Annotated in this window: 31 protein-coding genes; 1 reads left to right on the top strand and 30 read right to left on the bottom strand. The window is 58.2% G+C overall.

What is annotated here, in order from left to right; all coding sequences use genetic code 11:
• Nucleotides 1-40: 40 nt before the first annotated feature.
• From JC200_RS03420 to JC200_RS03450, 7 genes are all read right to left on the bottom strand, one after another.
• A complete protein-coding gene (locus JC200_RS03420) occupies nt 41-808 on the bottom strand; it encodes an XkdW family protein (RefSeq protein ID WP_274434786.1) in 768 nt (255 codons plus the stop codon).
• A gap of 3 nt (nt 809-811) precedes the next feature.
• Entirely contained in the window at nt 812-3,877 is a 3,066-nt protein-coding gene (locus JC200_RS03425) for a phage tail protein (RefSeq protein ID WP_274434787.1), read from the bottom strand.
• 40 nt (nt 3,878-3,917) lie between these two features.
• Complete coding sequence (locus JC200_RS03430) at nt 3,918-4,325, bottom strand: phage tail fiber protein (RefSeq protein WP_274434788.1); 408 nt, start codon at nt 4,323-4,325, stop codon at nt 3,918-3,920.
• A gap of 23 nt (nt 4,326-4,348) precedes the next feature.
• Nucleotides 4,349-5,119, bottom strand: a complete 771-nt coding sequence (locus tag JC200_RS03435; RefSeq protein ID WP_274434789.1) for a distal tail protein Dit — start codon at nt 5,117-5,119, stop codon at nt 4,349-4,351.
• An 11-nt stretch (nt 5,120-5,130) separates the two neighbouring features.
• Nucleotides 5,131-5,997 (bottom strand): phage tail tube protein, encoded by an 867-nt coding sequence (locus tag JC200_RS03440; RefSeq protein WP_274434790.1) that lies wholly within the window; start codon nt 5,995-5,997, stop codon nt 5,131-5,133.
• Complete coding sequence (locus tag JC200_RS03445; protein WP_274434791.1) at nt 5,997-9,257, bottom strand: hypothetical protein; 3,261 nt, start codon at nt 9,255-9,257, stop codon at nt 5,997-5,999. Before JC200_RS03445 ends, JC200_RS03440 begins: the two co-directional genes overlap by 1 nt.
• A 170-nt stretch (nt 9,258-9,427) precedes the next feature.
• A complete protein-coding gene (locus tag JC200_RS03450) occupies nt 9,428-9,820 on the bottom strand; it encodes a hypothetical protein (protein ID WP_274434792.1) in 393 nt (130 codons plus the stop codon).
• A gap of 204 nt (nt 9,821-10,024) precedes the next feature.
• Here JC200_RS03450 and JC200_RS24310 point away from each other — a divergent pair, with 204 nt between their 5' ends.
• Nucleotides 10,025-10,705, top strand: a complete 681-nt coding sequence (locus tag JC200_RS24310; RefSeq protein ID WP_443111864.1) for an HNH endonuclease signature motif containing protein — start codon at nt 10,025-10,027, stop codon at nt 10,703-10,705.
• Here the strand turns inward: JC200_RS24310 and JC200_RS03455 are convergent.
• The 23 genes from JC200_RS03455 to JC200_RS03565 all read right to left on the bottom strand — a co-directional run bounded on the left by JC200_RS03455 (nt 10,680) and on the right by JC200_RS03565 (nt 26,543).
• Complete coding sequence (locus JC200_RS03455; RefSeq protein WP_274434793.1) at nt 10,680-11,627, bottom strand: phage tail tube protein; 948 nt, start codon at nt 11,625-11,627, stop codon at nt 10,680-10,682. The two genes, JC200_RS24310 and JC200_RS03455, sit on opposite strands and share 26 nt — an antisense overlap.
• A complete protein-coding gene (locus JC200_RS03460; RefSeq protein ID WP_274434794.1) occupies nt 11,611-11,781 on the bottom strand; it encodes a hypothetical protein in 171 nt (56 codons plus the stop codon). Before JC200_RS03460 ends, JC200_RS03455 begins: the two co-directional genes overlap by 17 nt.
• Nucleotides 11,782-11,792: 11 nt before the next feature.
• Nucleotides 11,793-12,224: a hypothetical protein gene (locus JC200_RS03465; RefSeq protein ID WP_274434795.1), complete on the bottom strand. Its 432-nt coding sequence runs from the start codon at nt 12,222-12,224 to the stop codon at nt 11,793-11,795.
• On the bottom strand, nt 12,224-12,682 hold the full coding sequence (locus JC200_RS03470; protein ID WP_274434796.1) for a hypothetical protein: 459 nt from the start codon (nt 12,680-12,682) through the stop codon (nt 12,224-12,226). The genes JC200_RS03465 and JC200_RS03470 overlap by 1 nt, the downstream gene beginning before the upstream one ends.
• A complete protein-coding gene (locus JC200_RS03475) occupies nt 12,682-13,506 on the bottom strand; it encodes a hypothetical protein (protein WP_274434797.1) in 825 nt (274 codons plus the stop codon). Before JC200_RS03475 ends, JC200_RS03470 begins: the two co-directional genes overlap by 1 nt.
• A gap of 11 nt (nt 13,507-13,517) precedes the next feature.
• Complete coding sequence (locus JC200_RS03480) at nt 13,518-13,772, bottom strand: hypothetical protein (RefSeq protein WP_274434798.1); 255 nt, start codon at nt 13,770-13,772, stop codon at nt 13,518-13,520.
• 64 nt (nt 13,773-13,836) lie between these two features.
• Entirely contained in the window at nt 13,837-15,336 is a 1,500-nt protein-coding gene (locus tag JC200_RS03485; protein WP_274434799.1) for a hypothetical protein, read from the bottom strand.
• Nucleotides 15,337-15,408: 72 nt separating this feature from the next.
• The gene (locus JC200_RS03490) at nt 15,409-17,451 is read right to left on the bottom strand and encodes a DUF6582 domain-containing protein (protein ID WP_274434800.1); all 2,043 of its coding nucleotides are present in this window, start codon (nt 17,449-17,451) and stop codon (nt 15,409-15,411) included.
• A 14-nt stretch (nt 17,452-17,465) separates the two neighbouring features.
• Nucleotides 17,466-20,285 carry a phage portal protein gene (locus JC200_RS03495; protein WP_274434801.1) on the bottom strand — a complete coding sequence of 940 codons (2,820 nt, stop codon included), beginning with the start codon at nt 20,283-20,285 and terminating at the stop codon, nt 17,466-17,468.
• 26 nt (nt 20,286-20,311) lie between these two features.
• Nucleotides 20,312-20,572 (bottom strand): hypothetical protein, encoded by a 261-nt coding sequence (locus JC200_RS03500; protein ID WP_274434802.1) that lies wholly within the window; start codon nt 20,570-20,572, stop codon nt 20,312-20,314.
• Nucleotides 20,573-20,593: 21 nt separating this feature from the next.
• Nucleotides 20,594-20,779 (bottom strand): hypothetical protein, encoded by a 186-nt coding sequence (locus JC200_RS03505; RefSeq protein WP_274434803.1) that lies wholly within the window; start codon nt 20,777-20,779, stop codon nt 20,594-20,596.
• Nucleotides 20,763-22,088: a PBSX family phage terminase large subunit gene (locus tag JC200_RS03510; RefSeq protein ID WP_274434804.1), complete on the bottom strand. Its 1,326-nt coding sequence runs from the start codon at nt 22,086-22,088 to the stop codon at nt 20,763-20,765. The genes JC200_RS03505 and JC200_RS03510 overlap by 17 nt, the downstream gene beginning before the upstream one ends.
• A complete protein-coding gene (locus tag JC200_RS03515) occupies nt 22,081-22,575 on the bottom strand; it encodes a terminase small subunit (RefSeq protein ID WP_274434805.1) in 495 nt (164 codons plus the stop codon). The genes JC200_RS03510 and JC200_RS03515 overlap by 8 nt, the downstream gene beginning before the upstream one ends.
• A gap of 169 nt (nt 22,576-22,744) precedes the next feature.
• On the bottom strand, nt 22,745-22,909 hold the full coding sequence (locus tag JC200_RS03520) for a hypothetical protein (protein WP_274434806.1): 165 nt from the start codon (nt 22,907-22,909) through the stop codon (nt 22,745-22,747).
• Between the two features lie 97 nt (nt 22,910-23,006).
• Entirely contained in the window at nt 23,007-23,261 is a 255-nt protein-coding gene (locus JC200_RS03525) for a hypothetical protein (protein WP_274434807.1), read from the bottom strand.
• 195 nt (nt 23,262-23,456) lie between these two features.
• Nucleotides 23,457-24,026, bottom strand: coding sequence for an ArpU family phage packaging/lysis transcriptional regulator (locus JC200_RS03530; protein WP_274434808.1), 570 nt, complete (start codon nt 24,024-24,026; stop codon nt 23,457-23,459).
• Between the two features lie 82 nt (nt 24,027-24,108).
• Complete coding sequence (locus JC200_RS03535) at nt 24,109-24,291, bottom strand: hypothetical protein (protein ID WP_274434809.1); 183 nt, start codon at nt 24,289-24,291, stop codon at nt 24,109-24,111.
• Complete coding sequence (locus tag JC200_RS03540) at nt 24,285-24,587, bottom strand: helix-turn-helix domain-containing protein (RefSeq protein ID WP_274434810.1); 303 nt, start codon at nt 24,585-24,587, stop codon at nt 24,285-24,287. Before JC200_RS03540 ends, JC200_RS03535 begins: the two co-directional genes overlap by 7 nt.
• Nucleotides 24,584-25,021, bottom strand: a complete 438-nt coding sequence (locus tag JC200_RS03545; RefSeq protein ID WP_274434811.1) for a YopX family protein — start codon at nt 25,019-25,021, stop codon at nt 24,584-24,586. Before JC200_RS03545 ends, JC200_RS03540 begins: the two co-directional genes overlap by 4 nt.
• Nucleotides 25,018-25,587, bottom strand: a complete 570-nt coding sequence (locus tag JC200_RS03550) for a Holliday junction resolvase RecU (RefSeq protein ID WP_274434812.1) — start codon at nt 25,585-25,587, stop codon at nt 25,018-25,020. Before JC200_RS03550 ends, JC200_RS03545 begins: the two co-directional genes overlap by 4 nt.
• Nucleotides 25,553-25,870 (bottom strand): hypothetical protein, encoded by a 318-nt coding sequence (locus tag JC200_RS03555; protein ID WP_274434813.1) that lies wholly within the window; start codon nt 25,868-25,870, stop codon nt 25,553-25,555. Before JC200_RS03555 ends, JC200_RS03550 begins: the two co-directional genes overlap by 35 nt.
• Nucleotides 25,870-26,064, bottom strand: a complete 195-nt coding sequence (locus JC200_RS03560) for a hypothetical protein (RefSeq protein ID WP_274434814.1) — start codon at nt 26,062-26,064, stop codon at nt 25,870-25,872. Before JC200_RS03560 ends, JC200_RS03555 begins: the two co-directional genes overlap by 1 nt.
• Nucleotides 26,061-26,543 carry a hypothetical protein gene (locus tag JC200_RS03565; protein ID WP_274434815.1) on the bottom strand — a complete coding sequence of 161 codons (483 nt, stop codon included), beginning with the start codon at nt 26,541-26,543 and terminating at the stop codon, nt 26,061-26,063. The genes JC200_RS03560 and JC200_RS03565 overlap by 4 nt, the downstream gene beginning before the upstream one ends.

The following is a 26,543-nucleotide window of genomic DNA, read 5'->3' on the forward strand; positions in this document are numbered from 1 at the left end:
ACGAGTCCATCGTCTAGCATGATTTGGTTGTTAGCGACGCTTACGGCGCTGTTACGGTGACGCTGACTGACTGCGCCGACTCGCCACCGGAAGTATCCACGGCGGTCACTGCAAAGGTGTACTGCGTTCCTGTCGTGAGTCCCGGGACGCCGTCCGCGTTCGTTGTGACGTTCCGGACCTTGGTGCCGTCCTGGTACACGTTGTAGGACGCAAGGTCCGTGTCCGGATTCGCTGTCCACGCGAGCGACGCAGTACCGGCACTCGCACCTGCTGTGGCCGTCAACCCTTGTGGAACTGTCGGCGCGCTCCAGAGGACGGTCGGAATTACGGAGTCTGACACGGTTGCAATCAGCGCGTCCTTCGCCCACTGCTTGTCCTCGATAGCAGAGAGGAACGTGCGCAGTTCGCCGCTGAACGAGAAGAAATCAGTTTGAGTCGGAGACCACACGCTACCGTCAAGCGCCCGCAGGCTTTTAGGAGTCGCAGTAGAGTTCGCCTGCAGATACGCATATTCGCCTGCGAGCATCGCGACAGCAAACACATCCATCGGAAACACCTTTCCACCGGCCGTGGTAGACGTAAATCCCGTGGCGAGCGTAGCCGTGACAGCTGCCCCAATGACACCGTTCTGCGTTGCTTGCAGGTACACCGTCCACCAGTCCGCAAGGTCTGCCGAGGACGGCAACGGGTGCATGGTGGTGTTCCAGTACGTGATGACCTGGTTGCCGTATGCGTCGTTGCCGACCACAAAGCCGACACCGAGCACCATGTCCGGGTAGTGGTTCTGTACTGCTTGGACAATATCCATGTGCTAGTTTCCTCCCTCCAGCTTGTAGACTTTGGCTTGTAGGTCTTGCACAGCTCCAACCAGGTGCGCGATCACCGCGTAGAGATCGATCCCGTGACCGTCCTCGCTCTGCACCTCAATGGGCGCATCTTCCGCGATGAGGCCAACCCGCTGGCGCGTCTCACCCTTGATGACGTAGTCCTGCAGCGACAAGTCGTAGATGACTTTGATAGACTCTGCAACGTTGTGAGTGCGCACCGCTTCCTTCCACGCGCCGGACGATGCGTTGTTGAAGGCGTAGGAGTACATGCCACGAAATGCGAAGCCACTCTCACCGATGAGGTTCACGTCGTTGCTCGTTGGGATGAGTGACGCATCCCCGTTCGATGGACTCTCCCGAATCAGAAAATGATCTCCTACCGTCGTGACGGACAGGTGAAGCGCCGTGTCACCCTCGATGTAGCCGTTGCCGTTGAGCCCAACCCACAGCCGCCCCAGCAGTTCGACATCGCCGCCAGCCAAGGCGTGGCCTGCTGTCGTGGTCTGCCCGGCGGTCGCGTAGGTGAACGTAGTGGCGTCCGTATTGTTTGACATGTAGACGCCTTGCTGATTGGCAACGAGGATGGCGTATCCGGACCCGATGGCGGTCAAGTTCCAGAGCGCCAAGTTCATATTGTTCGGGCCACCAAGGTTCAGATCGCCCGTCGTGATGTTGGCCGCGTCGAGATTAGTCACGTTGACCACGGCCGCGTCCAATGTCCCGGCGTTCATTAGGCTTGCGTCGAACCCTGCGCCGGTACCGAACGTGGTATAGACGAAGTTCCCGTTCGCGTCCTTCGTGTTGCTGATGCCAAAGATACCGCCCGCTAGTTTCAACGCCTGCGTGGCATTGACCAGCGTGGACGCGTTCATGATCGTGATCCCGTTTGAATCCACCGTCACATACCCGCCAGCGGACTGAAGCGCGTTCTGGTCTGCAGATATGACACCACTTAGATACGCTGTGTCGAGCGGGCTACCCGGTTGCAGCGCGGTGCTTGCTGTGGCGCTCGCCTGGTTAGCTGTGGTGATGGCTGTGGTCGCAGACGACAGAGCGGACGTGGCCGTCGTGGTTGCACTCGTAGCGGCCGTTGTGGCTTGCGCAGCTTGAGCTGCAGCAGCCGATGCGTTTTGCAGAGCCGTGAGCGCATTGCTCGCCGTCGTGACGGTCGTCGGCCGGAAGGTGCCAAGCGTGACTTGCGTGTTGAGCGGGTTAACGAGGTCTCGCGCCAACTCAATCACGCGCATTTGTTCCTGCAACGGTGGTTGGATGCCTAAGTCAATCACGTTGACGGTGTCACCGAGTAAGACCCGTTCGTGCGCGTAGCCAGAGATTTGGGATAAGTCCGCCACGCTCATCTGATACGTCACGGTGGGCGTGTTGACGGTCTGCAGGTAGTCCCACGCCTCTTGTAAGAGCGTTGCCGCGTCCGTCTGGTTCGAGTCGGTGTAGGACGTGTAGCGATTGCGCGTGGCGCCTGCGCGTCCGTACAAAGCTAGTGCGTTCGGGTCACTCACATACGTTTGGCCGCTCGGCTTGTTGGCCGGATTGGGCGGTGTCGTCCAGGTGACGGACGCAAAGGTGAGTGGCACATTCGTCGTGTTGTTGGTCGCCCCGAAGCCATATACCGCTGTGAAGAGGTTGGTGGTATCGACCGTGCGCTGGACAGACTTGATGTCTTTGCCGAACTCGTAGCGCTTGCCTGTCACTGAGCCCACTTGTTGCACCCAGTCCACGTATCTGCCCGTGATGCTGTTTCCGCTGATGGTGATGCGGAAGGACAACTCGCCGCCCCAAGTCGTCACAAGCTGAGTCAGTGCCGCAAGGACATTCGTTTGCGTGAGCGTCAGGGATTGCGAGGTAGCCGTCACGCTGACGTTGCCTGGACTCCAGCGCGTACCGCTCAACACATCTGTGAGCGCTGTAGATGGTGTAACGGACGAGAGTGTGAGCGACGAGATGAACTCATCAATCAGTTCCGCTTGCCCAGCCTGCGTACAGGTCGCCGTTTTGTACTCGCCGCTTGACGTGTCGTATTCGTCGGTGAGCGTCACCTCAAACAACTCGTATTGACCTGCTTGCCCGAGAAACGCTATCCATGCGCCTTTGACGACGTACGCCGCGTCGGGATGGTTGGCAGGCACGTCGAACACAAGTTGATTCTGCACCTGTCCTTGTGCGGCGTTTGTGGCGTTGAATATCTGCACCGTGTGGATCGCGTTGTAAAACGGACACACCGGCGTGCCGGTTGGGGTCGCGCCGTCCTGTGGGATGAGCACGCATTCGAGCGATTCTGCTGCTGAGAAGACGTAGAGGGTAGGCGGAGGGGATTCGACTTTTGCGGTCACTTGTGCAGACAAACTGCCAACGCCTACAAATGCAGCCGTGGGGCTTTCCACAACGCCAACGGGCGCGGACAGCGTACCGATGCCAACGAATGATCCGCTGGTCGATTCTCCTTCATCTGACGTCGCGGACAGAGAACCAACGCCAAGAAACCCGCCTGCGGCTGGCTCAATCAGTTCTTCCGATGCGCTGAGCGACCCGACACCCACAAATGCGCCAGCGATGTACGGCGACTGCAATGTGACGGATGCTGCGAGGTTGCCCACGCCAGTGAAGGCGCCGGCTGTTTCTTCGGCCTCCATTGGTGCGGCTGAGAGAGATCCAACGCCGACGAACCCGCCTGACGTGGTTGTCTCCTCGACGATCGTCGGAGCTGAGAGTGAGCCAATGCCGACGAATGTACCGCTCACGTCGATTGGGGTGGTCGGGGCAAGCGTCGTGAACGGCGCCTCCGCAACAACCCACGCCCCTCCAGCCTGTGCGTTGGAGTAATAATTGGTGGAGGACGCCAATCCGGTTAGGTCCACAGAAGCAAAGCCATTCGCATCAGCCGTGACGGATGACTTATTCGCCCAAGCTGGCGGGTAAGTTCCTCCATTGCTGGTACCCCAGTAAAATACGATACTGGCCCCGGAGGAAGCACCCGACACGGACAGCGTGGCGCTGTCGCTTGTGACATTGGTCACAGATAGACTAGCTGACACTAAAAATCACCTCCCGCCCCGTTATGTCATTGCGGGAGTTTTAACCGTTGTACTGCACGAGCGAAAAGACCAGCGTACCCGACTTGATGATTATTTCGTCGTTCGCGCCGCTCGTGAGCGTTTCAGACGGGCTAGACAACACGCGCGCAATCATGTTACCGCCTGTCGCCGCATCCATCAGGCCAATAAAAGTCTCTGTCGTAGTCGCGCCTGTCCACGGTGCAAAGGTGATGTCACTCGGGTTGGACACCGAACCAGTCGAGGCAGTCGGGAACGTCACCGGCTGCCGCGCATAGCCGCCGCCGGACAATTCGTTTGTGGTGTCGCCTGCTGTCGTTGGGTCGGCAGTAAACAACGCTACGTAGAATGTGCCGCCCCCAATTGTGACCGTCGCGTTGAGCAGCGCGTTTGCGCCGTACGTCGTGAGATTGCCTTGTCCTGTTGCCAATGTGATCGCCTCCAAAGGGTTGGTTATAGCCAGCGTGGCGTCCAGTTGAGTGAGCCGGACGTGACGCCTGTTGGCGTGATGTTCAGTGTGTTTGCGCCTGGTTGCAGAGCGAAGAACTGCGACGTGATGTCAAGTGCCGTCATCGCAGGCGAACCATTGATGGACACAAGCCCGCGCGTGCAGTCGATCGTGACTGTATCCCCTGATGCAAATGAGGAGTTGAGCAGCATGAACTTGCCACTCGATGCGTGAGTGACCTTGAGTGACGTGGCAGCTGCCGTGAGTGTCAGACTGATGACCGGGTAGGTCTGATAGGTGCCAGTCACATCCGGACTCGCGCTGTCGGACGCGAAGGTCGCGGACTGCTGTGTGTCATACGCGAAGGGGTCGGCGCACATGAAGATGACTTTGCCGTTGCCGAGCGTCACCATCTGCGTGATGTCCGTGGACTGTGTGCCAGCGCCCCCACCCATGCCTTCGTCCGGCACAGCGTAGTAGGTCAGGTTTGGCTCATTGTCAAACGACAACGACTGGAGGCCACTCGCGGGACTGAGCCACGCGGCAATGTTGCGGATCTGTGTGCGCAAGTCCATATTCGAGGTCGCCGTCACAGACACGTGGACTTGAATCCAACGTGGGCCAAGGTCGGTGCGCGTGTACCATAGACCCGGACGCTTTGGCACATTCAGCGAGACACTGTTCACTGGCGGCAAGATGCCTGTCACGGTGCTTGTGGCATAGACACCGTAGGTGGACGAATGCGTGCCATTGTAGGTGAATCCGTAGACTGTCAACTGTTCACCTCCTACTCCGTGACCGTCGCCGAAACCACGGCCTCACTGGCTGCATCGTAGAAGCCGCGCAGTTTCGCTGTTTGCTTGAGCAGTGCGCCACTTCTGTCCATCGCGACTTGTTCCCAACTGCCGCTATACATCGTGATGGATAGCCAGTCAAAGGTCGTGGTGATGCTGTCCGACGTGCCGTTTTGCATGTCCGTCCACAGCCCCTCATCCTCGATGGCGAGGTTGAGCGTACACTCCACCACCACCGGGCCCGGTTGGATGCCAATCACGTCTTGGATGTTGTCGGAGTGGAGCAGCTTCATCACACGTGTGAACTTCCATGTGCCCGTTTCCACGCCTGCAACTCTCACGCCACCGACCGATATGGCACCGTCATAAGCCGCGGGTGTCGGTTCAATCGGCACGCTCGCGCCCGACCAGGACGTCGTCTGGCTCATCTTGCTCCACCACTGTGACTGGCACGTGAGACCGCCGTTCACATCCCAGTTGAGTGTCCACTGTTGGAGTCTGCCGCCCGTGTAGAGCCGAGCCGTGTTGCCGTCAAACTCCGTTAGGCTGTACGACGTAGGCACATCGGCCATGCCGAACGTGTGTACGTTCCCATTCACAGACTCGGTACCGAACATCGCGCGCAGTTCATCGAGCACCGTCGGCACGGTCGCGAAGTGTGCGCAGGTGACTTTCCCGCCTGAGTAGATGGGCGTGTTTAGGAGCGTGGACGTGATAGAGGTGGTGTTGCTGATAGACTGGTATTTAACTTCATCGGTCGCGGTAAGTGACGTGACCGGGAGCCACAGGGAAGCAGGCGCACCCTCCCCCCACGAAGACTCTGCTCCGTAGCCAAGAATGCTTTGCGAGGATAGAAGCATCAGCGTGTCACCCCGGCCGCGCGCAGTTTCTGTTGGTTGTAGAAGGCCACCTGTTGCGCAAACTTCTCCACCTGTTTCGGGTCGCTGAGGTTCGCACCGTGGAAGTGGACTTCGGTGTGAATAGTGAGCGGCCCGGAGGACGCACCCTGTTGCGCCGCGTCCTGCGCGAAGGTGGTGGCTGCCGTTTGGCCCATGGCTGCGGGGGATGCGGCTGCGGTGCCGAGGACGCCGGGATTAAGTGTCTTTTCAAGCGTCTGCGCTACTCTCATGGCTGCCCCTTGCATCTGGGGGATGCCAGCCAAGAACCCTTGCGTGTACATCTTCATAAAGTTCGGTGCCCACATGTCGGACGTTGCGCCCGGCCCCTTCTCGGTTGGCGAGCCAAAACCGAGGAACGCCTTGACTTGTCCAATGACCGCAGATGCGGCGTGCGTCACCCAGTGCAGACCGTTCAGGATGCCTTGCGCCAGCATGTGAATGAGGTTCTCACCCCACGTGAGGCCCTGCCTGATCCACTTCTGCATTTCATTCCCGATGTCCATGCCGAGTTGGCTCCAATTCAGCCGGAAGATGCCCATGAATGCCTTAAAGCCCTGTGTGATACGGTTCCACATATTGACGAAGAACTTCTCGATCGGTCGCCAGTGCGAGATGACTAAGCCTGCCAACACCAGGAACGGCGCAAAGATGGTGATGAGGATTTTGACACCAAGGCCGAGGTGGGTGAACCAGTGCCACGCCTGTTTGAGCCACGTCACTACAGCCTGCCAGTGCTTGACAACGAGAACGATGACGGCGATTAGTGCCGCGATGCCGATGATAATCAGCGCAATCGGGTTCGCGTCCATGACGGCATTCACAATGCCTTGTGCGACTGCCCACGCCCTGGTAGCAACCGACACTGCGACAGTTGCGATCTTTTGTCCTACCAAGCGGGCGGTGTTCTTGAGAAGCTCAAGTCCATACAGAGCCTGGATGCGGTATGTGAGCACAAGGCTGGAGTTCCATATCTTCTGAGCCAGCGTTGAAAGACCTGTCGCGAGCGTCCACGCCTTCTGTTCTTTTGGTAGAATGCGCAGAAACATGAGAAGTGGCCGCAGAATACCGGACGCCGCATTAAGCGCGAAGAACGCCCCTACCACAGCGCCGATGCCGGTTGCCCACTGCGTGATACGCGGGTTGAGTGTGAGCAGCCAATTCGCGAGTTTGAGGACACCTGCAGCCGCGAGAACTACGGCACCGACCAACACCCGCAACGCCGGATTCGTGCGCAACGCCGTACTGAGAACGTTTGCTAGATTCTTCACGAGCTTCAACATCTGCAACCCGACCGGAGCCACCGCGACTAGGAGTTCGCCGATAATCTTCGCGAGTCCTCCGATTGCGCCCATGGCTGCTTTCCCACTTGTGGCCGCATACGTCAGGAATTCCTTGAACCCTTTCGTGCCAGCGAGCGCATCTGTCCACTTGTAGAACTTGTGGGTCATGCTGACAAGGCCGTTCTCCATTGATTTTGCAGACGGGCTAAACGCCATCATCAGGTTTGCGAAGCCGCGCATGACGTTCCCTGCGCTATGCCCAAACGCGATGATAGCCGGGCCGGCAGTGGATGCAAGCCACTGAAAGAATTGCTTGTTGTCCCCCGACTTGAGCCCCTTGTCCATCTGCGTGAAGAGCACCGTAAACGCCTGCCCTGCTGCCGCGATGACAGGGTGCATGTCCGTCATCAGCGTTTCGACGCCTTGGAGAGCGAGTTCGAACACCGTGAACACAGGCGTCTGGAACGAGTGAGCAAAGCTGCGCCACTGGTTTTCGAAGTTTGTCAGCGTCTGCACAGCCTTCACCTGTGCCCCGTCAAGGCCGTACATGGCCTGTGCCTCTTGCTGGAGGGCTGATGTGCGTCCTGACGCGGTATTTGCCGTGGCGTAGGCTGCCTGTGCGGTATGGAGCGCCGTGGCCGCAGTAAACACCGCCTTAAGGTTGCCCATCGCGACAGCGCCGAACCCTACGACGCCAGCACCTGCAGCCGTGAATGCGGATGCGAGACCCATGATAGCGTTGCCTGCCGCCGCGCCAAGGGGAGCGATCGTGGGGAGTGCGCCAAGACCAACGGCGGCTAGGACGCCCATGCCGCCACCTGCCTTCGCCGCATTAGCCCCTGCGCCTGCTGCGCCTCCGCCGTTCAACTCACCTTCGAGCGACTTCGCCTCTCCCCGCAAGGCCGCGATTTGTGCTTGTGCTTCTTCAGTCTCGAGACTCGTCGGGATACGCGCCAAGTCCTTGCGCAGTGCGAGTGCCTCCGCCTGCAGTTTCATCGCCGCAGCCGTTGCACCCGGTGACGATAGGTCAAACGAAGCCAGTTTCTTGCCTAGTTCGTCCGCGCGCGCCTGGAACTGCTCCATTGCATCCTTGGCTTCGCCTGTGGAGAGTGCGACATGTTTGGCGTCGCCGACCATCTTGTAGAGCGCACCGCTCGCGCCAGCCCATGCTACTTCCGCTTCTCTGGCTTTTGTTGGGTCGGTTAAGTCGCCCTGGAGTGCTGTGATGAGCTGACCAAACCCGGTTGGGTCATTCTTCTTCGCCCTTTTCCCTCCGCCGAACAAACGACTCAACCACGATGCTTTTGGCGCTGTCTTGAGCGCATCTTCCGCCGCTTTGACCTGTGCGATCGCCATCAGCGCTTCCTTGTTGTTAGCGTGAATCTTGAACGAGTCGTCGCCGTGGAGTTCCACAAGGGCTGTACGCACTTCGTATATCTTGCGCAGTGCATCCTCATCGTTCACACGCATCATCAGGCTGCGCAATTGTTGTTCCAACGCCAATGCGTGTGCTTGCATGTCCTCCACTTTGTAGAGGGCACTATCATCGTTAAGGTCAATCGACACTACAATGCGGCGCAAGTCTTCCATCTGCACCTTGATCCGATCAAGTTCCGCGCGCGCCTTGTAGTCTCGCAGTTTAATTTCTGCGGTCACGTTACGGATGGAATCCATCTGATCCTTGAAAAATTTCAACTCTTCCAGCGCCCGCACATCGTCGAACTTAGCATCTACCGTTGGGTGCTTGGCTGCGAGTTCGTCGACCTGTACCTTGGTTTCTTCAACAGAACGCCCCACCTGTTGCATGGCGCGCTTGGCCTGGTCGCTCGCAATCGTAAACTCGTCGCCCATGACGGAGACACGATCCCCGATGGCAGTGAGCACCTCTTGCGCCTTCCCAGCCACAGCCGAGATGATGATCTGAAGCCTTGAATCCGCCATCGGTTACGACCTCCTTGCCGCCTCAGCTTCGCGCTCGATGCGCATAAACTCGATTTCCAGCCGCACACGCCAAGCAGGGATGACGTCCAATTCGCGTGGCGTGCATCCCCACCGTTGGCACACTTGCGACTCTTGGTACAGCAAAATATCCCCGCGTATGGGACGGCCTCTTAGGTATTGGCCGACCCGGCTGAGGAGTTTGGGTCCGGTTCCGTTGCTTCCATCGCTTCACCGAACGCCTTGTAGACGGCTTCTAGCACGATTTGGCCGGGAATCTTTTGCCACACGCTAGAGTCCACGGACGGCAGCGGCAGGATGGCGCCATCGTCGCTCTTCGGGTCCGTCAGGTTCCACTCCACGATCATCGATGTAGCGAGCGCTTGCGCCGCATCCAGGTTACCGTCTGTATCGCCGTCTGCACTCTCACTTGGTTTGAGCGCCGCCAACTGCTTCATCGTTTCAAACGGCATCAATTTCGGGTGCGGGGTGACGATGTACATGTCCTCCGCGAGCTCTTCCGGCAGGTACACGCGTTTCGTTGCTTCAACCTTCCACTTACCCATGGTTTGCCTCCTATGCGATATAATTGATATAGTAGTAGTTGAATACGTCATGAGGTGATTAGCTTGCTCAAAACGTGCGAGATATGCCAAGAGACGTTTGAGACTTACCGTAAAGAAGCTCGGTATTGCGGCATGAAATGCGTTGGTGAAGCTAGACGACGTGGAATCCTGGCCGTCCGCGAAAAGTCACCTGAAGAGGCATTCATGCGCATATGTGCGAACTGCGGCAAAACATTCCGCGTATCAAAGCCATCGATCCAACAGAAGTACTGTTCGACCGCATGCTCTGCTCCACACTCTTTGCCCAACGCGAGAAAGGCACTTCGCGAAATAGGTTTCTACCACACCCAAGATCACTACCGTCGAACGTGCCAGCAGTGCGGCACTGAGTTTTTCGATACCGCACGACGTGGCAACCGACGGTTCTGCTCTCGGGAGTGCGCTGGCGCCGCTCGAAATACACGCGTGACACTGTTTTGCCAAAGTTGTGGACGACCGTACACTGTGAAGCGATATGCCGTTCCGATTAGCAAGTTTTGCTCGTATGACTGCACGGCTGCTGGTTACCGACTACGAACAGGGCCATTGTCACCCAAATGGTCTCCTGGTTCTCGCTCGCGGACCGGCGAAGGGTACATTAGAATCGTCGCTCATTGGCACCCGCGCGCCTCGAAATCCGGCCACGTTAGCGAACACATACTAGTCGCCGAAGAATCTTTAGGGAGATTTCTTCGGCGTGGCGAAGTTGTTCACCACATCAATGGCATAAAGGACGACAACAGACCCGAAAACCTTATGGTATTGCCGTCCCAATCTGCTCATATGCGACTTCACATCGCAGAGAGGCGAGCTATGCGTCTTAGTAAGCCGTCGACTGTGAATTGATCAGGGTGAATTTCACGGGACTTATCGGGCCGCCAGTCCCGGCATCGCTGGAGTTCGCTACAGAAACTATGTCGTAGTCGACCTCCACCCACTCTTTGCTGTAGGACGTGGCTTGCTTTGTAAACGCACACTTGCTCATCTGAATGGCAAGGCTCGGGCCGCTGTTGGGAGCTTGGAGCGTCAGGACGACAGCCGGTTGTGTGTTATTGAGCAGGTAGTCCAGTTCCGTTTCGTTGTCGATCGCGAACGTCAGTTTCCCGGTTACGTCCAGTGGTCCGGCATAGACAAACGTCGGGGCCTGCGTTCCGCCTGAGGTATTCACCGGCTTCGTGGCACGCTTGCCCGTCCAGTCAAATCCGATCAATCGCGTGTTTGCGACGGTTGCGATTTGAAGCGACGCTTGCCAACCAAGAAGCGGGTTGTCAGTCGGCAACACTGGCGTGGATGTTGTACCCGAGACGGACGGGAAGCCGACCCACTTGGTAGTCGCCACCAGTGCACCGTCTGTGGCGTACTTCAGCGCTAACTCGTCAATCATGCTGCCTGGGTACTGGCGCTCGTTGTAGCCGTTGTAGACAGACAGTGTGTAAGACGGCGGCTGTGCTTCTGACAGCGTCAGAACGTGGGTGTACGGAGTCGCTGTGCCGCTCACCGCGTCTGCGCCAAGGAGTCCCATAATCGCGTGGCCGAGTGCCTCTGGGTAAAAGTTGGCGTCCCAATCGACGGTTGAGGATGCCGGGCCTGCATACTGGCCGATCGTAGCAACTGGAGCGCCCATCAGCGACTTGTCGTCAATAAAGTGGATGACGTCCTCGTTCTTGATGTTGTTCTCCACTGGTACCCAAACGGTTGGCGAAACTGGCGTGCCTTGCACGGTCTCTTTGGCGAGACCCAGGTGGACTAAACTACTCTGTAGCGGCATCTACGTCGTCGCCTCCCTTCTTCTTTTGCGTTTTGACTGCTGCAAACTGCGGGTGCTCGAAGTCGTCCGGCACCTCGATCACGTCGCCTGGTTCGGCGCTTTTGCCGAGGGTCGGCAACACGACAGGACTCGCTCCTGTGTACTTGACCTGCACGAGACCGCCTCCTATCCGTGATAGTTCACTGTGGCGATTTCGACCGCCCGCAGCGTAAATGTGATGCCGAGATACAAGGTACCCGCGTACTCGACGTGGCCGTAGTCGTAATCGACCACGCCTGCGTTGAATGTGGTACCACCAAGCGTGATATTCTGGTCGAAGAGTGCCACAATCTTGTCCACCCACGGCTTGAGTGCCTTGTCTGCGCTCGCAAGGTCGCCACCACGGCTCACGACGAGTGTCAGTGTCAAGTCATGCGTCGTCATGCGCTGGTTCGGTTTACGCGGCCATTCCAGCGTGCCTTTGTGCGGCACGATCATCGTCGCCGGGACTTGTTGGATAGCCTCAGATGCGTCCTCATGCACGCGCGCCAGGCCGCCACCGGTTAGGAGCGTCTTCAGGACGGAGTTTGCGCCGCCGATCACGGCATCGAGTCCCATCAGCGCCCCATCTCCTTTACGGCGTCCGCCACAGCTTGTTCAATGCGCCTGCGCGCCGGTTGCTCTTGGATGAGGAATGAACGCTTGATGAACGGGTTGGCTTTTGTGCCTTTCTTGCGAATGTTTGTCCAAACCGCCCACTTGTTCAGTCCTTTTTTCTCCGCCCACCTAAACACAGGCGCTCGCGGCGGCGTATGTGGACGCGTTCCTTCTTCCACGAAGATGCCCGGTTTTCGTGGGACACCGATAATGCCTCTGATCTCACTTGTCAGTGGTTCCACGTTGCTCGTAATCGCCTGTTTCAGGTGTCCGGTCACGCCGTAGGGAGCCTGTGTTTTTACTTCTCGTTCCATCGCCAGCGTCGCGTTCGTGACGGCATTCTTCAGCTTGTTGTCTAAAATTTCGCTTGCATGAAGCAACCCTTCCGGAATCTCGACCTTAATCTCGAAGTCGGACACTAAGTCCACCTCCGCCAGCGCCGCGCCATGATGTCGATGTCACCAGGGATGCCTTTCTTGTACTGAAGCAATCCCATGTCGGTGTTCGCGAGCACGTCACTGAACCCGCTGTCGCCTTCTTTGTAGAGGCGCGCGGCAAGCACGGTCGAAGCACGCACGATGTCGGACGGCAACGGGTTATAGCCGGATGTATAGGTGATGGTCACGACGAGGTGCTTCTGCCACGGTTCTGGCATAGCCGTCGATGTGCTGTTTGAGTTGGACGACCACGATGCGTACACCTGGTAGTCGTCAAACGTGCAGACTGTTGGGTCGAGCATGAACGATTGACCGCCCGGCGCATATTGCCAAGAGATGGCCGACACGCCGGTCACGTTGCGTCCTGTGACTTGCACGAGAATGCAGCCGTCCGTTGTGGCTATGCCGCGCACGGTCTCGGTGATCGTCTGCTGGCCGAATGCGCCCGCAGCGGTATACGTCGCGTCGTCCCAAAGTCTCGACCCTGCACCCACGACGTCCTGGAGGGCTGAGACTTCCTTCACGGGTGCGTCTGCGACGTGCGCCTGCGTTGTCGCGGTCACCGGCACCGTGTACGGTCCTGTGCCGGTGATGGCTCCAGTAATCTGCACCACTTCACGCACAGCCAGATTGTACTGGTCCAGCGCGAGGTACTGTCCAACGTAGAGCCCGGACGCGCCTGCAACTTGGTCAGATGTAAGCGCTAGGGAGGTTGCGCCCACTCCGACTTCGGATGCAAGCGTTGTGTCCGGCGCGAGACGCAAAGCCGCCGCTACAGCAGCTGCGTCCGTGTATGCGGCAGGCATGTTGCGTCACCTCACTTTTTCTTCGCGGCGCCGTAAATCGCGTCCACGCTTTCGACTGGTTGCAAATCGCCATCGCCGACCGGAACTTGCCCAGTGTACGGCACCCACGCGGGACCCATCGTCACCTTTGGCGCTAAGTTGTCCGGGATGCTGACGACGCCATTCACGATCGGCAGGTGAACAGGCTTCGCGCCTTCCATCACGGTCATGTGAGCTTTCGTTTCTGGACTCTGTGCAAGTCCTGCGTTGAAATAACGTCTTGCCACGTGATCAGCCTCCACAAAATAAAATCAGGAGCGCCCGAAGACGCCCCTGTCTGTCCCCTTACAATCAGCCGTTTGCGACGTTCTGAATCAGGAACCCACCAGCCGGGAAGTAGTTCTTCATGACCTCGATGCTACGAACTTCGTAGTCATACCGAGGACCGCCGTTCGCGCCCGATTGACGGCTCATGGCGTACTCAATCTGGCTGTACTCTTCCTGCGTCTCGATTTTCAGCACCGATGAAATGGTGCTGTCGGGGTACGGCAACACGTCGGTCACGCCCATGATGGTACCGGGAGGCAAATGCGGGTCAACGACAATCGGCAGCATCTGACCCTGCCACGCCTTGTTGATGTACCGCTCAATGTACGTGCCACCGGTGAGTGCGTCTTGCTTCTGACCAGCCTGCAGCATCACGCGGAACCCGCCTGTATTGAACATTTTGTCGGTCATGTTGAACGCCTCTTGCGGGTTGACGATCAATCGCGTCGGGCTGACCTGGAAGTTCTGTGCGAGATACAGGAGGACATTGTCAATCTCCTGAATCGACCCGTTGTTACCCGTCATCGTCTTGCCGTCGAGACTCGTGACGGATGCACCGCTTGCGCGGGTACCCGTTCCACGCGTGACCTGACCACCGCTCGTGTAGTCACCAACCAATGACGCGATATATCCGTTGAAGGCCTGTGCGTCAGCCGAAGCGTCAGCCGTTGGTGCGACAGGGTTGGTGTCGGGGGCAGCCGCCGTGACGGTCGCCGTGTTGGTGGTCGTGGAGACGCCGGTGTAATACAAAGACCCACCAGCACCGTTGTCCGTGTACCAGTCGTAGATGGCAGCACCAGCGACGAACGGTACCGTCAGGTCGACAGAGCCGGTGGTCGCGCCTGCTGGCACGCTGACCGTCACATCTGCACTTGCAGCGGTCTCCATGTTCCCTTGCGCCGAGTTTGGGCCGCCGTAGTGGTAGCCTTCTGTGGTACGCGCCGCGACGACAAACTTCCACGTGACCGCAGAAGCCGTGGTGTTGGTGATGGAGCCGCCGCTACTCGAGTACGTGGCGGTGGGCGCAGACAAGGATTGGAGCGCGAACGTCTGACCACCGATGGCGATCACGTCTTCGCCTGTCTTCAACTCGTACAAGGTCTTGATACCGGACTTGGCCCGCAAGTTGTCAAACCCGCGCGCTAATGTCTGAGCGTCACGCTGCACGGAATCACCAAGCGTCAAAACGGCATACGGCGCCACAAAGTCTTGCTCGACCGTCTGCACGAGACTGCCAGCGTAGCCAAACGACTGCGTCGGGCGCTGCTTCTGGTATCCGAAGCCGGTGATTGCCTTCCAGCGAGCGGCTGCCGAACCTTGTCCAGCTTTGTCGCGTGGGATGGAGTTGAGGAACGGCGTCACGAGCGGGTAGATGAGTTTCGCCACGTCCTCGAGGCCGAATCCGGTTAGACCGTCGGCGGTAGTCCAGCCAGTGGTTGTCGCGTCCTTGAACAAGTCCATGGTCTGCTGCGTAATCTTCTCCAGGTCGCTCTGCGCCTGGGCTGTTTGCATGAACTGAGTCAACTTTTCACCTCATTTTCGGCACAAAAAAGCATCCTTTTCAGGATGCCTCGGTATGCTCGGGATGTGTGTTCCTTATGCAGTGGGGCGCCGACCACTCGCCAGTCGTTGCTCAAGCACTTCGGTCGCCAAGTGACGGCCTAGTTGGTCTTTCAGCACTGGGTCCGACGTTTTGTTCAACACGTTCTGGAGGACGGACTTCTCAACATCTCCTTGCCACGGCATTGCGCCGCCAAGTCCGGGGTAGGCGCCCATAAACGGTCCGCCTGACTGTGGCTGTTCGCCAATCGCCTTCACTTGACCCTCCAGCTCGGCAATCCGCTCCGCTGCCTTGGTCAACTGCTCGGCCATCTCTGCTACAGCAGCAGCCTTTGCCAACCCAGCGCTCTCCAACGCTTGGGCCAGCACACTTGCAACGTCCGGCGCAGACTTCTGGAGCACGGACGACCCTTCAAACTTCGCGAGGACGGCCGCGGCGAATTTGTCCACGTCGACCCCGTTGTTGTCGTCTTTCATGCCCATGTGCTCTTTGTCCTCGACCTTGTCGTCCTCACCCAGAGCCGCGTGGATGTGGTCCATGGCGTGACGCAGGTGCTTGGCACGCTCGGCAGACACAGCGACGCCGCGTTTGGCGAGACGGTCCGTGATGGACTTGAGCAAACCGTGCGCTTGATGCGCCTTCTCTGCATCCTGCTTGCCTTCCTCTTCGTCGTCTTTCTTCTGTGCGGCCTTAAGTTCGGCGAGCACCTTTTCAGCAGCGGCGATCTTCTCGTCCACGGTGCCATCTTCCGGACTCTTGCCGCTCTTCTTCTCGTCCTCGGCCTGAGCGCGCTTCACAGCTTCGATGGCAGCTTCCAACTCGCGGATCTTCTCGTCAACCACCTTGTCGTTCGGGTCGACTGTCTTAGTTAGCGGGGTTTGCACGGACTTCTCAGCTCCCTTCGATGTTGAGGCAGGTTGCCACACCTGCACCACTTCTTCCGGCTTGCCGAGTTCGGCTTCACCGTCTTTGATGGTGTACGGCACTTTCCAGTTTTTGTTGTTCATCCAGTCCTCGACGATGCAGTAGTCATCGAAGACGTCACACACCCACAGGTCGCTGTTGAAGGGGTTCCCGTCGTTGACTGCTGCGTTGAGAAGACTCCGGATGTCGCTGTGGCTGAGTTCACCTCCGGTGCCAGTCCCTGCGCGTTTTTGCAGGTTACCGAAGGCGGCTTTCTCGGCATCCTTGCGCTCTTCTGACGTGTCAATCTTGCCGTCCTTGAACTCGTGACCTTCGCCGATGAGCTTGTTTGCAGCCTCGGCGATGCGCTTGCCGATGATTGCCCACTCGTCTTCCGTGTAGCCGCCCTTCTCGCGCATTTCGGGATGGTTGAAGTAGCCGACAGCGGCCTTGATGTGCGCCTCATCAATCGGGTATGCGTAGTTCGTCGGGTCGCCGTACTCAGCTGCGTCGGTCGGTTTGCCTTCGGGCGGCGTCAGATGGCCGCCTTCCCGCACCGCGATGCCATACTTCTTCGCGCGTTCCTCGGCCTCGGCGTGTAGCTTCTCGCGTTCGTCCTCCGTTGCTTTGAGCAAGTCTGGATTCACCTCCACCACACCTTTCTGCATGCGCACCAGGTCGAAGTTAGCCCCCGGTACCGCAGGATTGTCGACGAGGGATGTCTCTGCCAACTCCGGCGCGTAGCGGAAGGCCTTGGCGGTCTCGTCATACCACCGGTCGGCGTAGTTCCCGCCGATGCTGAAGCCGGTCAGGATGCCATCGTCAATCTGACCGATGGTTCGGGTCTCGTAGGACGGCACCTTAACGCCGATGTAAACGCCCTTCGCTGTCGTCCCATCCTCGAGTTTCTTCTCACCCGGCTTCCAGTCGAGCATCTTGCCCACCGCATCAGAGCCGTGCATGTAACGGATGTTGCCCTTGGACTTCCCTTGCGTGGCCTTCTCAATTTCTGAGGACCACTTGTCGAACGCTTGCACCGTGCGCTCAAAGTCGGCGATTTCACCCGTCTTGTCTTTGACTTCGAGAGAGGCGAAGCCCCAGACCTCACGGCCTCCGTCGCTGGTCGCCTCGACCTTGCTGAACGGTGCGTACATGTTGACTTTGTTGTCCGGCATGAACTCACTCCTTCCTAGTCCGCGTGCGTCGCGGGTGGTGGATTCGGGTTCGGCAACTCGGCCCCCGGTGCGAGAGTGTCTTCGTCGGGGGGAATCGGAGCGAACGAACGTACGCACCGCGGGTGTTGCAAGGGGTCTGCCTCTGCATGCGCCAACGTCCAGATGGAACCGTTCGCCGCCGCACACGCGCCGTCGTAGTCGCCGTCGAATACCTCGACGTGCATCACGCCTACGGCGCGCCACCCACCCACGCCGCCGCGATTGTACGCGGTACCCGTTTCGGTACGAGCAATCGTTTCGGCACGCGCGGACGAAAATGCGTAGTGCTCCTGGATGCCCTGCTGCAACTCAGCGATGGTCTGACCGTCTTTGACAGCCGCCACAACGTGCTCGCGGATCATATTGCGCGTCGTCTCGGGGATGGACCAACTGCCGTTGTCGACGAGCACTCCGTCCGGCAACCGTTTCTTGCCGACGAGTTCAGCCGCGCGGTCTTCGGCGTACTTGATGGCGAGCGGGTTGACGTAGTCCCACGCCAGACTCACGCCGAGCGATTGGACGCCCTCGGTGGCCGCTTGCTCGAAGATAGCCTTTAGCGACTCTTGCACCGCGTGCCCGATGTCAGCCTCGATGATGGACATCGGTAGGCCGCTGACGAGCGCCTCAACGCTTAAGCCTGTCGGAATGGGGACGCCATCCGCCGCAAGCGCACCGGTGACCGCCGCAGAACCTACACCAGCGCTTGATGCACCCGACGCGGTCGAAGAGGATGCACTTTCCGCCGTTCCTGCGCCGACTCCTGCCGCAGTCGGTACCGCGGCACCATTCGCGCCGCTCGCGCCTTGGTTCCCAGCCATCTGCAATAACTCGGCTGCAACTTGTTCGGCAACCTGCTTGCCTTCCCGTGCGAGAACAACCTCGACAGCAATCTTCAACTGTTCTTGCGTGGCCTGTAACTTCTTTTTGTTGCGGGAAACCTTCACGCCGCCGCTAATGCTTCTAGCTTCCCGCTTCGTAAAATTTGAGGCCTCACCCCCGAGCAACGTGTCGAACACGCCGCGCACATCCTCTGCTGTCTTGGTGCCTGACAACTGCATCGAGAGTGCCTTGTGCAAGTATGGGTCGATGTGCTCGGGTTGCCACGCTTTCTGCAACCGCCCATCCTTTGCACGTTTGAGCGCCGCTTGACGCCACTTGCGCAGCTCATCTTCGACAGCCTTGTTTTGTGTATCAGCAGGTTCGGCAGATGTTCCTTGCGGGTCGCTACCTGGCTTCGTGGGGGCGATGTTCGGCTTCGGTGGCGCAGGCTTGATGGCTGGTGCAACAACTGCCGAGCGCGGGTCAAGCAACTTCCCGTCGCCCTCCGGGTACCCGTTGATGCCGAGGTTGTACTCGTCGGCGAGATTGCCTTGTTTGCGCGCTGCTTCCTGACTCGCTGCGTCCACAAAAATAAGGCCTGTCCGGTCGCTGACAAAGCGTCCGACAGGTGCATCGACGTCGACGTCGTAGCCAAGTTCCTGCCGGACCTCATCCGGCGACAGCACAGCCGACGCGATGTAGATTTGCCGTGTCTGCGCGAGCTTGAGTTGGTCTTCCTCTTCCTCGATGTTGAGGTACTTAAACCGCGCATACGGCATGTTGAAGTCTTCGCGCAGAATCTTGTTGAAGATGCTCTGGTAGTACTGCACGCTTGGGATGATCGAGCGTTGGTAGGTGACCTCCCGTTGCGTCTCGCCACTGGACTTGTTGACTTTTTCCGTGAAACCAATCTGTGCCGGCTGGACCTTGAACCCTGCACACCCTTTGGCGATGAGGTGAGCCGCAAAGTTGACGTCAAAGTTTGCCTTGTTGACGGTCGTCACCTTTGCGCCTGGCGGAATCCACTTGACCTTGTGGTGACCGCCGCGCTTGCCACTCATGACAGCCTCGTAGGCATCCTGGAGAGCCTGTACCTGCTTCGGGTCCGACACATCCGGCGGCGCGTTGATAAAGGCCTCTGGTACTTCGCCCTCGGTGAAGTAGCGTAGAAAGTACCACTGCAGGCGCACGTCTGTGTTGCCAGTGAGCAAAAGCCACTCGGCCGGTGGCAATCCATAGCGCGTAGAAGGCCTCGGGTGATGCGGCTTGTAGATCACGTCGCGTTGCTTCAGCCACACCCACGGCAGACCCCACGCCCACTGCACGTATGCAGGTGCATCACCTCTCGGGATGGCACCACGTCCGTCGATGAGCGGCGAGAGTGTTGTCCCGTCGATGACCTCCAGCTCGCCGAGTTTGCCGTTGCGCGTGCGATGCCGAAACAAGCACATCGCGTCGTAGCGCAGCCAGTCGTCGGACGACATCATGACGAGGTCGTCTAGGTCCATCCCCTCGGCAGGATGAGTGAAGAAGTCCTTCGCGGCTTTGATTTCGGACTTGTAGAGGTCGGCGTTCTCGACCATGTCTTCGTCGACGACAATGTCCCAATCGAGGTTACGGATCTCGTCCTGCCGTACTTGGATGCAGAGCGTCGCGATGTCCCAGTTGCGCGTGATGCCCTTCAGTGCATCAAACCCGACGCCGTCCATTTCACGCGGCACTGCGAAGATGTTCTGCCCGACTTGGAACGGCCGCACGAGTGGCGCGGTACCGACCTCGTTGTAGGGGCTGATTGGCGCGCCTGGCGACATGGTGCCGCCTGCGGTCATCCCCTGCTGATCCATCGCGGTCTGGACCTCGGCAGGAACCTGAGACGGGGCTGCAGGCTTCTCGTTGATGAGTCTGGCTTGTGTGGCCATAGAGCGAGTGCCCGTGATGGTGTCGCGTGCTTTCGTGAGCCAGTCAGTGACGCCCATCGGCATCGCTCCTTTCTTCTACGCCGTTACGCATCGACATCAAACAAATGAAGGACAGAGTCCCCAGTCAAAATGATGGAATTGGACTTGAACGGCACGCTCGACATGCCGACATACATGTGTGGCCCAAAGATGGTAAACAACTCATGGAGTTGGAATTTACTCACCCCGTCCGCGTCCGGTTCTGTTGCGGCAGACGAGTCGCCGCATTCCGACCGCAGAATTTCCTCGCCGGTTCGTGTGAGTTTGACGTACACCACGTCATTCAGATTCAGCTTGACGTTCACACTCGTCGCTCCTTTCGGGCATTAGTGGGGTGTCGCCGCACTCTCCGGCCGTTGGTTCTGCATGCGTTCGACGTTGGCCTTCAGCGCCTCAAGGACGTCCTCGTTGGTGCAACCCAATTGCCTCGCGAACTCAAGCGATTGACCACCGATCATGATCGTTAGCCTTTGGAGCGCGGTGTACTGACTGCGGTCAATCGGCATCTCCATGTCCCCCACCCCTTTCGTCCTCTCCCAACTCTTCCGCCTGCGCGGTCAGCCAATCGACCCAGGCGCCAGGCGCTGCGTTGTTCATATCGTCTTCGCACGCATATCGCGTGGCGTCGATTGCATGATTCGCGGCGTCCTCTAGTCGGTTTTTCAAGTTGCCGTCGCGGTCCGTCTGGTAGTCGATGTCCTCGAACTCCTTGGCGGTGTTCGGTGTTCGGTGAGGGTCAATGATGATCTCGTCCAAGTCATCGAGCCACTTCTCGCCGTACTCGACAGACCCTTGACCTTTCTTCGCGCCCTTCATTTTCACGCCAAGGTCTTTCATCTCGTCGATTGACTTTGGCTCCGCGCTGTCGGCTGTGCTCATAAGTGCCGCGTAGCCTCGCTCTTTCAAGATGTCAGCCACCGCGCGGTTGGACAGCTTCACACCATAGATTTCATCCATCGCGTAGAGGCGTCGACGTGTCTTGTCATAATGCCATCGCACGAAGGCGAAAGGGTCCGCACCATATCCCCAGTCGACGCCCTGTCGGATGTTATCGAATGTGGCGATCTCATCGTCTGAAATGTCACGGAACGTCAGGTTTGTGAAAGGGATAATGCCACTGCCAATAGGCTTACCTTCAAACTCCCATTCATAGCGCATAGGGTTTTTCTTTTGAACATGTGCAGCTTCTTGTTTGAACGCCTCAGATGTGTGCGGGTTCTCGTGATATGTGGAATGGTGAATGTATGTGTTGTCCGGGACGAAGTGGCTCTCAAATTTTTTGTTCACCCAACTCTGCTTACGCTTGGGCGGATTGTAACTGAAAAAGATTTTGTATCGCAAGTCACCCGGCAATTCGGCGCGAACCACCGAGTTGACAATGGTCGAGATGTCTTCCTCCGTCAAGAACTCAGCCAGTTCTTCGACCCACATGATTGCAATCGGGTAGCGGCTTGTCTTAATGGATTTGATCTTTGCCGGGTCATCAGCACCCCGAAACAAGATATAGTTGCCGCGCGGTAGGTAGGTGAGTTTGAGTGGGCTCTTGTTGACCTTCCATAGATGTCGCACGCCTAAATAGTCAATTGCCCACAACAACTGCTCGTAGACCGATTCCTGCAACGTCTGGCCGACCTTGCGAAGACAGAGCGCATTGATGGGGTTTTTCATCATGTCCACAACTATCATGATGCTGATGTGCGTGGACTTCGACGAGTTACGTCCGCCTTTGAATACGTAGTATAGATGCTCGGCGTGTTTTACCGCGTGCCATGCGTTGCGGAATGCCGGAAGAATCTTGTCGCTCAGCCTCACGTCATTCATTGGGGACATCGTCTACGAACCGCACAAGCACATCTGCGTTCAGATTGACGTTATCCTTCCCGAACATGCCGAGGTGTCTGCCGAGCAGTTCAAGTGCGCGCATGCGGTCGTTGAGCTTAACTTCCTTGCTGACGATGCCTTTGATCTCCGTCTGCGTGATAGACTGGACAATCGTTCCGTCTACCTCATCACTCGGACGAATGCGGATATTCCGGTCATCCCACTCGACCGTGTTTTTGATGTCGGCGAACGCTATCTTCGCCAGTTGATTCAGCACCATGTCCTGCGTGATTTCGGTACGCTGCTCGCGCTTGTGCATGGCCGCCGATATAGCGTCCGAAACTCTAGTTTTGCCTAGCAATTGTGACGCAATCTTGTCTGCGTTCCTCTGACTGTAACCAGCTCGGATTGCAGCTTGGGTGGCATTGAGGTCAACGAGATACTCGCGCACGAAAGCCTGCTGTTTAGGCGTGAGCTTCCCGCTCATCTCGCTGTCACCTCCGCTAGAAATCATTCCATGCCTAAAAAGTTTGGCGCCACACGTGAGCATGACGCCGCAGTGGGAAAGGGGTTGGCGTGTGCACGATGCCTGGCACACCAACGGGAGCGCGAGCCCGGTTTACTCGCGATGCCCTTAGGCAGCTCCCGTTGCTACGTCAGATGCGTCGTGTGCGAATCACGCGCTTTGTCACTGTGTCCACATAGCCGGTCTTCGTCGCCGCCAGCACGCAGTTGCCGAACATGCACGAGCAAGTGGTTCCGGCGCGTTTGGACAGCCAGTCGCATTGGACGCCATTCTGGCACGGTAGAGTCTCAGCCATCTCGTCACCCTCACCTAAGGATGAGCGCGAACCACGCCGATCCGCGCTCAATGTATAGTTAGGTCACGCGGGTCGGGCGCGCGGCCTGGCATGCGGTTTACTCTGCAGGCGTAAAGTCGACGAAGAATTCTTTGTGCAACTCGAATTGATTGAATGCATCCGGATTCACTATTGTCATGTTGATTCCAGCGCCTGGCGTCCATTTGCCGAAAATGTGATTTTCCTCTGTGGCATTTCCTTCGCGCCCATCTTCGCTCGTGAATACACCGTACAAGGTAACTTGTTTCGCTGGCTTGCCGTCGTATTCACAATCAGCAACGCCCGCAACAAAGAATTTTGAACGCACCGCCATTCTCGACCACCCTTTCTGTTGTCATATCAACGCAAAAACGCCCGCTTTCGCGAGCGCCTCTGCAGCCTGGGTCAATGAAGTTCTTCCGAGTTCCCTCGATTGCGGACATATTTGTCCTTGTGCCCATTGTACTGCCGATTTTCCGCCCAATCCCTCGTGAGAATGTCGCTGATTTATCGTCAAAAACCCGCGTTTTCAGCAGGTTTCAAATTGCACGATCCGAAACGCCTCGGCCAGTGTCAGTACAGCCTTGGCTTTCTCCTCTTGATAGTAGGTCTCGCCGACGTACCAGCCGCTGTCCCTTAGGTGTCGATGCGTCGCTATGTCACTCGGCCTGCGTCCATCCCTGCTGCCGGGCGTGTCAGGCGTCATGTATTGATGCGTGATGATATCGCGCTGATATGCAGGCAGGTGGTCAACTCTTCGCTCGACGTCCTCGCAAAACGCGCGGTCTCGTCGGTCTTGCTCAGTCACGACACGCCATGTGCCGTCGGCCTCGGGACGGACGACGGTTGACCCACCACGCGGGGCAGAAGAGTAGACGCGACTCACGTGGATATCGTCCGGGTCCATCGCGTCCTCGTAGCCACGGCGCGCCTTTGATGGCTCGGCGTGCGGCACGATGTCCATGCTCAGCCGTAGTCGCTTTTGGCGATACACGCCGAAGTACGCCCGGACTGCGCGCCGGGTTGCTGTGCGGTCTACCCGAGGTAATCCGAGGTCAGCGTATATCTCTATCTCGATTTTCCGGGTTGCTGCCAACATGTATCACACTCCCCTATTCGTGGTACAATATTTGACAGCAATACCGTCTTCTTTGCCCCGCTTGCGCGGGGCATTTTTCTACTTAACCCCGATACTTCTCATCTCCCGCAAACCTCTGCTCCCGCTTCGGTGTCGGCATCGCGCGGTACTTCTCCAGCTCCTCCGGCGGCATCTGATACGTGTGCACCGGTGGTGTCGGCTCTTTCCTCTGCTTACTGCGCGGTACTGGTGTTGCGCGGTTGTGCGTGATGTTGCCGACTAACATAGCCTCACAGCCTTCCCGAATACGCCACCCGCGCGTGGTTGGATGCGGCCACGTCTTGCACGGTCAATCGCGAGGATTGCCACCTCGTCAGCGTCGCGCCCGAGCACCTCGGCAATCTCCGCGAGAGGCACATCGTCACGCCATGCGGCGTCAAACTTGCGGACATCGGCCACACTCCACACCAGGTCCATGTCCTCGCCTGCGAGATAGAGAGACCGGCGACTGTTCACCATCGTGCGCTCAGCGCTTCGGTCGGCACGGTTTGCGCGGTCCATAGCCGGGTCTAATGCGCTCATTCCACCACCGCCAACAGCTCCGGTGTGGCGTAGATGTCGCCGATGACTTCGATGTCCGTTGTGATGCTAGTGAGCGGATCGAAGATAATCGGCAGGCCAACAACGAAACTTGTGTCCGGCTTTGAAATGTCACGTGCTTCCCATCCTGCGCCTCGCCACTCAATAACTGCCGTGTAAGGCTCAATGGCGCTCGTTGCCATGACGACGACACGAACAATGTCACCCTCGTAAATCTCCACGCCGTTCTTGTCTCGCAGTCCGGTGTATTCACCAATGGTCTCAGGACGAACTTGGAACGCAAACGGTGCCCCGGCGCTATTTGAGATGTACGTGCCCGCCTCGACGGTTCTTCGTGGTTCCGTAACCACGCTCACGTAGCCGTAATGCCACTCGCCGTATGTGATGCCCATGCCACGAAACTTGATCTCTCTCATCCCACAACCACCTCCGTCTGCCGCAACAGCTCGTCCACTGTCGCCAAATAGTCCAACACCACGCCGCGCCCACTCTGCAGCTTGTAGCACATCACTTGCACGTCCTCGTACGGTATCGACTTACGCCCACCACTTGCACCTGCGTCCCATGCGTCAATGACCATCTTCGCCGGCGCGTAATAGATCTCGTGAAGCTGGCTGAATTCCAGAATGACAAAGCAGATTGCGCCGGCCGCCATGCAACTGCGTAGGTGTTCCACCTGGTGCGAGTGAATGTTGTCGAGCGGGAAGCGCGTCTTTTCGCGCGTCGCCTTCGCCTCAAACTCCAGTGCGTGGCCGCGGTAGACGCCACTGTAGTCGACGGTTGACTTGGCCTCGAGGAACCCGGAGATTATCCGAGTTCCCTGCGTGCGCAGAATCTTCACTGGCACCGGACGTTTGTGAATGACGGCCACGCCTCGCGCCATGTACTGCTCGTTTGCGCGGTTGAGCAGTTCCTCGAGCGCCATGCCACGGTTCGCTTGGCTTGCGCTATTCCGCGGTGTCGCTGACAGTCGCTTGCCCATCGGTCATCGCCTCCAGTTCCTTCAGCGCAAGGAGCGCGTGCTGAATCTGCGAGAATTTGCTGTTCTTCTCCGAGCGGTACAGCCACTCAAGAGCCCCCAACCTCGCCTTGTCCACCACGGCGATGCCAGCCCGTTCGAGCATCTGACTCGACCCAAGCACGACAGACGCCGCATCGAACGCTTCTCGTTCCACGTCCACCCACTGCTCCTCGTACATTTCCCAGTGCTCCAGCGCGACTTGGAGGTGTTCGCGAAGCTGGGCAATCACGGTTGTCGCATCCATTACGCCGCATCACCGCCAGGCTTCAGGCCGTCGAGAATCCTGTAGAACTGCTTGTTCCGTCGCCGTTGCCACTTGCGGGACTTGCACTTACGGAACGGCGGACAATTTTCAAGTTCCTGAGCCGCCCGAATGGCTGGCATTACATCGTCTAGACTTTCTTGTATCGCATATAGGTACGGCCAGATATGCATCACGCCGTCTCACCCCTATCCGGCCAGTGCGCCTCGCAGTATACATGGCTGCCGTCTGCATCTTCGACGAAGAAGTCCTCGCCGCGCATCTGGTCAAGCGGTCGACCGCATACGTCGCAGTGCTCGATGTCGTCCCCCTCCACGTACAAGTCCCCAATCGTCCAGCACCGTCTCGGTGGCTCAAGCCCCGGCACACCCGGGTACACATCTGCATCCACGAGTGCCAGGTCTCCGTCGCACAGCCCGTCGATGACCATTTGCCGACTGCTCCAAGGGATGGGGGTGCTCACTTGCTTGGCGTCGCGCCTGCGAATGCAGTCGTCACACAGCGTCGGGCTCATTTGCGGGTGAAACTTGCTCCCGCATTTGCGACAAGTCCATTGCCGCGGCTGAACCTTGCGTGCCTTTGGTGGTTCCATCACTTGCGCGGCAGCCGCTAGCACCATCGACGCCGCCGCAATGCCTGTCAGGGTCCGTTTCAT

It is taken from the genome of Alicyclobacillus sp. ALC3 (genome assembly GCF_028751195.1).
Lineage (GTDB): Bacteria > Bacillota > Bacilli > Alicyclobacillales > Alicyclobacillaceae > Alicyclobacillus_L.